Raw genomic sequence first — 7,508 nt, forward strand, 5'->3', positions numbered from 1 at the left:
CCAGGTTCAGCTCGGCATCGAGCAGGTAGCAGCGGCGCGCGCCCACCGGGCGCCCGATCGGCGCGTAGGTGCCGGCGAAGCCGGCTGCGGGCGCATCGGCGCGCACCTTCCAGACCATCGGCGTGACCACGGTTTCGGTCGGGCCATAGCCGTTGATGAAGGTGCGCGGCGCCAGCGCGCGGCGCGCCTGCGCAAAGGCGGCGCGCGGCATGGCCTCGCCGCCGAAGGAGTAGAGCGCCACCGGCGGGCGCTCGCCGCTCTGTTCGCAGTACTCGGCCAGCTGGCGCAGATAGGCCGGCGGGAAGCCGGCGTTGGTGACGCCGTGGCGGGTCATGGCCGCGGCGGTCTGCTCGGGCGTCCACAGCGCATCGTCGCGCAGCAGCAGCGAGCCGCCGCAGGCAAGCGCGCACAGCCAGCGCTCGTGGGCGCCGTCAAAGGCGAACGAGAGGAAGTGCAGCTCGCGCGAATGCGGGCCCATCTCGTAGGCGTCGATGGTCGCGGCCACATGCATGGCCAGCGGTCCGTGCGCGACGCAAACACCCTTGGGCCGGCCGGTGGAGCCGGAGGTGTAGATCACGTAGGCAAGCTGGCCGGGGTGGACCGGCTGCTCGGGCAGCGGCGCGATGCCATCGGCGAGCGTATCCAGCGTCAGCACCGGCAGCGCCGCCGGCGCGGGCAGCGCGTCGAGCAGCGCCGGTTCGGTGACCAGCAGCCGGATGGCGCTGTCGTCGAACAGGTAGGCCAGCCGGTCCCTGGGATACGCCGGATCGAACGGCACGTAGGCGGCGCCGCAGCGCATCACCGCGAGCAACGCGACGACCAGGTCGGGCGAGCGCGACAGGGCGATGCCGACGCGATGCTCGGCGCCGATGCCGCGGGCGTGCAGCACGGCGGCGAGGCGGTCAGCGCGGGCCAGCAGTTCACCGTAGCGCAGCACCTGTTCGCCGCAGATCACGGCGACGGCATCGGGGCGCGCCGCCGCGTGGCGGGCGATGTGCGCGTGCACGGGCAGGGTCTCGCCGGCAGGCGCCTCGCCCTGGCCCAGCGCCAGCAGCGCCGCCTGCTCATCGTGCGTGAGCAGGCCGAGCGCGCCAACGGTCTGCGCCGGCGCGGTGCCGATGGCTTCCAGCAGCGCCGTCATCTGCGCGCAGATACGCGCCACCTGGACATCGTCGAACGCGCGCCGCATGTAGGTGAAGCCCAGCCGCAAGGTCCGGCGCAGGCTGACCTCGACGTCCATCTCGTATTCGGTCAGGCCCGTGCTGCCCTGCGTGGCAAAGCGCAGGCCGCTGCGGCCGGCCGATGCCAGCGCGTCCTCAAGCGGGAAGTTCTCGAACACCAGGATGCTGTCGAACAGCCGCTGGCCGGCCTGGCCGCCCCAGCGCTGGATATCGGACAGCGGCGTGTGCCCGTGCTCGCGCGCGGCCAGGTTGAAGTTCTGCAGTTCGCGCAGCCAGTCGCCGACCGCCTGCTCTGGGCGCGGGGCAGCCAGCACCGGCAGTGTGTTGATGAACAGTCCCAGCATCTGCTGGCTGCCCGGCACGTCGGCTGGGCGGCCGGCCACGGTGGCGCCGAAGGCCACGCGGCGCTGGCCGGTGTAGCGCTGCAACAGCAGCAGCCACGCGGCCTGCACCACGGTGTTGAGCGTCACCTTCTGGGCGCGGGCGTAGGCGGATAGCCGTTCCGTCAGCGCCGCGCCGCAGTCGTGCTGCAGCAGCCCGTAGCCTTCGCCGCCGGCCGGCGCAGGCAGCGCGTGCGCCAGCCGCGTAGGCGTGTCGAAGCCATCGAGCTGGCCGGCCCAGAACGCCTGCGCGGCACCGGCGTCGCGCTGCTGCAGCCAGCGGATGTAGTCGGCAAAGCGGCCTTCGGCCGGCGCGACGGCCTCGCCCGCATAGCGCTTGAGCACCTCGCCCAGCAGCTGCGAGGTGCTCCAGCCATCGAGCAGCAGGTGGTGCACGGTCCAGACCAGGTGGTGCCGGTCCGGGCCGGTGCGCACCAGCGTCAGCCGCATCAGCGGCGGGCACTCCAGGTCGAAGCCCCGGGCCAGGTCCGCCGCGGCAAGCCGGTCCAGCGCGTCCTGCACGGACGCGGCCGGCTGCGCCGACCAGTCGTGTTCGGCCAGCGGCAGCGGCACCTCGTGCGCCACCCATTGCAGCGGCTGCTCGCCGCGCTGCAGGAAGCCGGTGCGCAGGGCATCGTGGCTGCCGAGCGCTTCGCGCCAGGCCTGCGCGAAGCGGGCCGCATCGAGCCCCTCGACCTCGACCCGCAACTGGTTGATATAGGCGCTGCCGGCATCCGCGCGCGCCACGCTGTGGTACAGCATGCCCGCCTGCATCGGCGACAGCGGGTACAGGTCCTGCACCCGCGCGGCGTCGAGGCCGAGGCCGTCGAGCTGGCCTTGCGACAGGCGCGCCAGCGCAAAGTCCTCGCTGCGCAGGCTGGTCCGGCGCGGCCTTGCCTGGCCGTGCACCGCGTCGGCCTTGCCATCCAGCGGCGCCAACGCCTCGGCCACCGCCGCCAGCGTTTGCCGCTCGAACAGGTGTTTGGGCGTCAGCAGCCAGCCCAGCGCGCGCAGCCGCGCGACGATCTGCAGGCTCAGGATCGAATCGCCACCCAGTTCGAAGAAGTTGTCGGCGCGGCCGACGCGCGCCACCTTCAGCACCGCGGCCCAGGTGTCCGCCAGCAGCGTTTCCGCGCCCGGCTGCGGTGCCTCGTAGGCGCCGGTACCGGCGAATTCCGGCGACGGCAGCGCGCGCCGGTCGAGCTTGCCGTTGGGGGTGACCGGCATGCGCTCCAGCACGACCATGGCGGCGGGCACCATGTAGTCGGGCAGCGCCTGCGCCAGCCAGCCGCGCAGCGCGTCGGTGTCGATCGATGCGCCGGCCGCGGGGACGGCATAGGCCACCAGCCGCGCCGGACCGTCGCCGGTCAGTGCGACAGCCACGGCCTCGCGCACGCTGCCGTGCGCGAGCAGCCGCGCCTCGATCTCGCCCAGCTCGATGCGCAGGCCGCGGATCTTGACCTGGTGGTCGAGCCGCCCCAGGTATTCGATCTGGCCGTCGGCGCGGCGCCGCGCCAGGTCGCCGGTGCGATAGAGCCGTTCGCCCGGTGCGCTGTGCGGATCGGCGACAAAACGCTCCGCCGTGAGCGCCGCCCGGCCGAGATAGCCACGCGCCAGGCCCGCGCCGCCCAGATACAGTTCGCCCGCGATGCCGTCCGGCACCGGATGCATCGCGCCGTCGAGCACATGCGCGCTGACATTGGCGATCGGGCGTCCGATCGGCACCGCATGCCCGCCATCGTCGCGGCAGGTCCAGTGGGTGACGTCGATCGCCGCCTCGGTTGGACCGTACAGGTTGTGCAGGCCCGCCTGCGGCAGCAAGGCCATGGTGCGGCGGGCCAGGTCCGCCGGCAGCGCCTCGCCGCTGCAGACGATGTGGCGCAGGCTCGCGCACGCGGCGGCCACAGCGCCGTCGGCGACGAAGGCCTGCAGCATCGCCGGCACGAAATGCAGCGTGGTGACCCGGTGCTGCGCGATCAGCGCGGCGATCCGCTGCGGGTCGCGATGGTCGCCCGGCGCCGCCAGCGCCAGGCGCGCACCCGTCATCAGCGGCCAGAAAAACTCCCAGACCGAGACGTCGAAGCTGAACGGGGTCTTCTGCAGCACGGTGTCGGCGGCATCCAGCCGGTACTGCGCCTGCATCCACCAGAGCCGGTTATGCAGCGCGCCGTGCCGGTTACCGGCACCCTTGGGCCGGCCGGTGGAGCCGGAGGTGTAGATGACATAGGCCAGGTGCTCGGGCGACAGCGCGGGGACCGGGTTGTGGTCGCCGCCTTTCGCATAGAGCGCCGCATCGGCCAGGTCGACGGCGGCAACGGCACGGGGCAGCGCCTGCATCGCATCGGCGCGCTGCACCAGCACCAGGGCCACGCCGCTGTCCTCGATCATGTAGGCCAGGCGGTCGGCGGGATAGTCCGGATCGAACGGCACGTAGGCGCCGCCGGCCTTGAGGATGGCGAGCAGCGCGACGACCATCTCGACGGAGCGCTCGGCCAGCACGCCAACCGGCACATCCGGGCCCACCCCTTGCGCGATCAGTCGATGCGCGAGGGCGTTGGCGCGGCGGTTCAGCGCCGCATAGCTCAGGCGCTGCTCGCCAAAGCACAGCGCAATCGCGTCAGGCTGCGCGGCGGCACGGGCTTCGAACAGCCGGTGCACCGGTTCCGCGGCGGGATAGGGCTGGGGATCGGCACCCAGCGCCAGCGCGGCGCACGCCTCGCGCGGCACCATCAGCGCGATCTCGCCCAGCGGGCGCGCCGCGTCGGCGGCCAGTTGGCGCAGCACCGCGAACAGGCTGCGCGCCAGCGTGCGCGCCTGCGCTTCGCCGAGCACGGCGCGGTCGAAGCGGCAGGTCAGGTGCAGCGTGTCGGTATGCGCGAACAGCAGCGTCAGCGGATAGTTGGTCTCGGCCCGGTTGCGCACGCCGGAGAACGACAGCCCGTCCGGCGTGCGGCGCAGCGCCGCGTCGACCGGGTAGTTCTCGAACACGACGATCGAATCGAACAGGGCCTGGCCGCCCTGGCCGGCCCAGCGCTGGATGTCGTAGAGCGGGGTGTGCTCGTGCTCGCGCAGCGCCAGGTTCAGCGCCTGCACTTCGCGCAGCCAGTCGCCCACCGGTTGCTGCGGACGCGGCGAGGCGATCACGGGCAGCGTGTTGATGAACAGGCCCAGCATCTGCTGTGCGGCTGGCAGTTCGGCCGGGCGGCCCGCCACGGTGGCGCCGAAGGCCACGCACGCCTGGCCGGTGCAGCGCTGCAGCAGCAACAGCCAGGCGGCCTGCACCAGCGTATTGAGCGTGACCTTTTGCGCGCGGGCGAAACCGGCCAGCGCCGCGGTCTCGGCAGCGTCGAGTTCGTGGTGGTGCTCGCCCTGTCCGTGCCCATGCTCGGGCGCCGGCAGTGCCGCCAGCAGGCGGGTCGGCGCATCGAGCGGTGCCAGCTGCGCTCTCCAGAAGGCTTCGCCGGCGCCGGCATCGCGCGACTGCAGCCAGCCGATATAGTCGGCAAAGCGGCCGCCGCTGGCGGGCAGCGCTTCGCCGGCATAGTGGCGCAGCACTTCGCCGAGCAGCTGCGCGGTGCTCCAGCCGTCGAGCAGCAGGTGGTGCACGGTCCAGACCAGATGATGCCGGTGCGCGCCGGTGCGCAGCAGCGCCAGGCGCATCAGCGGCGGCCGCTCCAGGTCAAACCCCTGCGCGCGCTGGCGGTCCGCGAAGGCATCGATCTCGTCCGCGCCGCGCCCGCGCCAGTCCTCGACCAGCACGGGCAGCGCCGCCTGCCTGGCGACCCACTGCAGCGGCGGCTCGGCCCGGTGCAGGAAGCCGCTGCGCAGCGTGTCGTGGCGCGCCAGCACCGCATGCCATGCCGCGGTGAAGCGATCCGCCTCGATGCCCTCGACATCGACTCGCAACTGGTTGGTATACGCGCTCCCTTGCTCGGCAAACACGCTGTGGAACAGCATCCCGGCCTGCATCGGCGACAACGGGTAGAGGTCTTGCACCTGCTGCGGCACCAGCGCTAGCGCATCCAGCCTCGCCTGCGACAGGCTGGTCAGCGGGAAGTCGGATGGCGTGATGCCCGCGGGCCCGGCGGCGCAATGGGCGACAACTGCCTCCAGTTCCGTGCGCAAGGCTGCCGCCAGCGCTTCGATTGCCGTGCTGCGATAGCGGCGGCGGGCATAGGCCACCGACAGCTTGAGCTGTCCGCCCTGTACCTGCCCGCTGACCGACAACGGATGCGACAGCGGCGTGGCCGGATCCTGGCTGGCGCCTGCGCTGTCAGTCGAGAGCCGCCAGGGACTGTCGTCGGCAAAGCTGGCGTCGAGCTGGCCCAGGTAGTTGAACACGACTTCGGGCCTGGGCACATCGGCCAGCGCCGCCTGTTGCGCGGGCGAGCCGAAGCGGCGCAGCAGGCCATAGCCGATGCCTTCGCCGGGCACTGCGCGCAGCTGCTCCTTGACCGCCTTGATCGCGCCATCGAGCGTGCCGCTGCCATCGAGCGCGACCGGGAACAGGGTGGTGAACCAGCCGACGGTGCGGCTCAGGTCCAGCGTGTCGTCGACCCCGGCGACACGGCCATGGCTTTCCAGGTCGATCAGCACCCGCGCGCGGCCGCTCCAGCCGGCCAGCGCCCGCGCCAGCGCGGTCAGCAGCAGGTCGTTGACGCGCGTGCGGTACGCCGCCGGCGCGCGCTGCAGCAGCGCTTGGGTTAGTTCGGCAGGCAGCGTCAGCGTGACGGCATCGCGTTCGGCGATGGACATGGCGCCGTCCGGATCGTCGCAAGGCAGGCTGGCATCGATGGGCGCCAGCGCCTGCCAGTGCGCCAGTTCGGCCTCGCGCGTGGCGGCGTTGGCGCGCAGCGCCTGCGACCAGCGCTGGTACGACGCCGTGCGCGCCGGCAGCACGGCCTGCTCGCCTTGCCGGCGTTGCTGGTAAGCGTCGCGCAAGTCCTCGACCAGCACGCGCCACGACACCCCGTCGACTACCAGGTGATGGATCACCAGCAGCAGTTGCCAGCGCTCGCCGCACTGCAGCGCGACGGCACGCAGCAGCGGCCCTTCGGCCAGGTCCAGGCTGCGCTGGGCGGCCTCGCAGTGCGCCAGCCGCTCGGCTTCCGACGCGGCGTGGCGTACCCACAGCAGGTCCGGGCAGGCCTCGCTGTCGGCATACGCCTGCTGCCACGCGCCGTCGCGCTGGACGAAGCGCAGGCGCAGCGCATCGTGATGCGCGACCAGGTCGGCCAGCGCCGCGGCCAGCGCCGGCAGCCCGGGCGCCTCGCGGCAATCGAGCAGCACCGACTGGTTCCAGTGGTGACGCTGGTCCATCGGTGTCTCGAAGAAGCCGGCCTGGATCGGCAGCAGCGGCACCGCGCCAGCCGGCGCGGTGTTGCTATCGATCGAATCTTGTGCCACGGGCGCGGCGACCGCCGCCAGTTCGGCCAGCGTCTGGCGCTCGAACAGTTGCCGCGGCGTCAGCATCCAGCCGGCGGCGCGGGCGCGGGCGACGATCTGCAGGCTCAGGATCGAGTCGCCGCCGAGTTCGAAGAAGTTGTCGGCGCGGCCCACGCGCGGCAGATTGAGCACCTCGGACCAGATCGCGGCGAGCGCGGTTTCGGCGTCGCCCTCGGGCGCAACAAAGTCCTGGGCGCTGTCGAAGGCCGGGGCCGGCAGCGCGCGACGATCGAGCTTGCCATTGGGCGTCAGCGGCAGGACGTCGAGCACGACGAAGGCGGCTGGCACCATGTAGTCGGGCAGCTCGGCAGCCAGCGCAGTACGCAGCGTCGCGCCATCGATGGTGGACCCTGCAGCGGCGACCACATACGCCACCAGCCGCGCCCCGGACGGACCCTCGGCGGCGATCACCGCCGCGTTGGCGACACCGGACTGCGCCAGGATGCGCGCCTCGATCTCGCCCGGCTCGATGCGAAAGCCGCGGATCTTCAGCTGCTGGTCG

At 72.5% G+C, this 7,508-nt stretch carries 1 protein-coding gene; it reads right to left on the reverse strand.

What is annotated here, in order from left to right:
* The coding region (locus AC3FMM_RS31230) for an amino acid adenylation domain-containing protein (protein WP_488688314.1) at nt 1-7,508 on the reverse strand (7,508 nt) is incomplete at both ends.

It is taken from the genome of Cupriavidus sp. 207A1 (assembly GCF_057798955.1).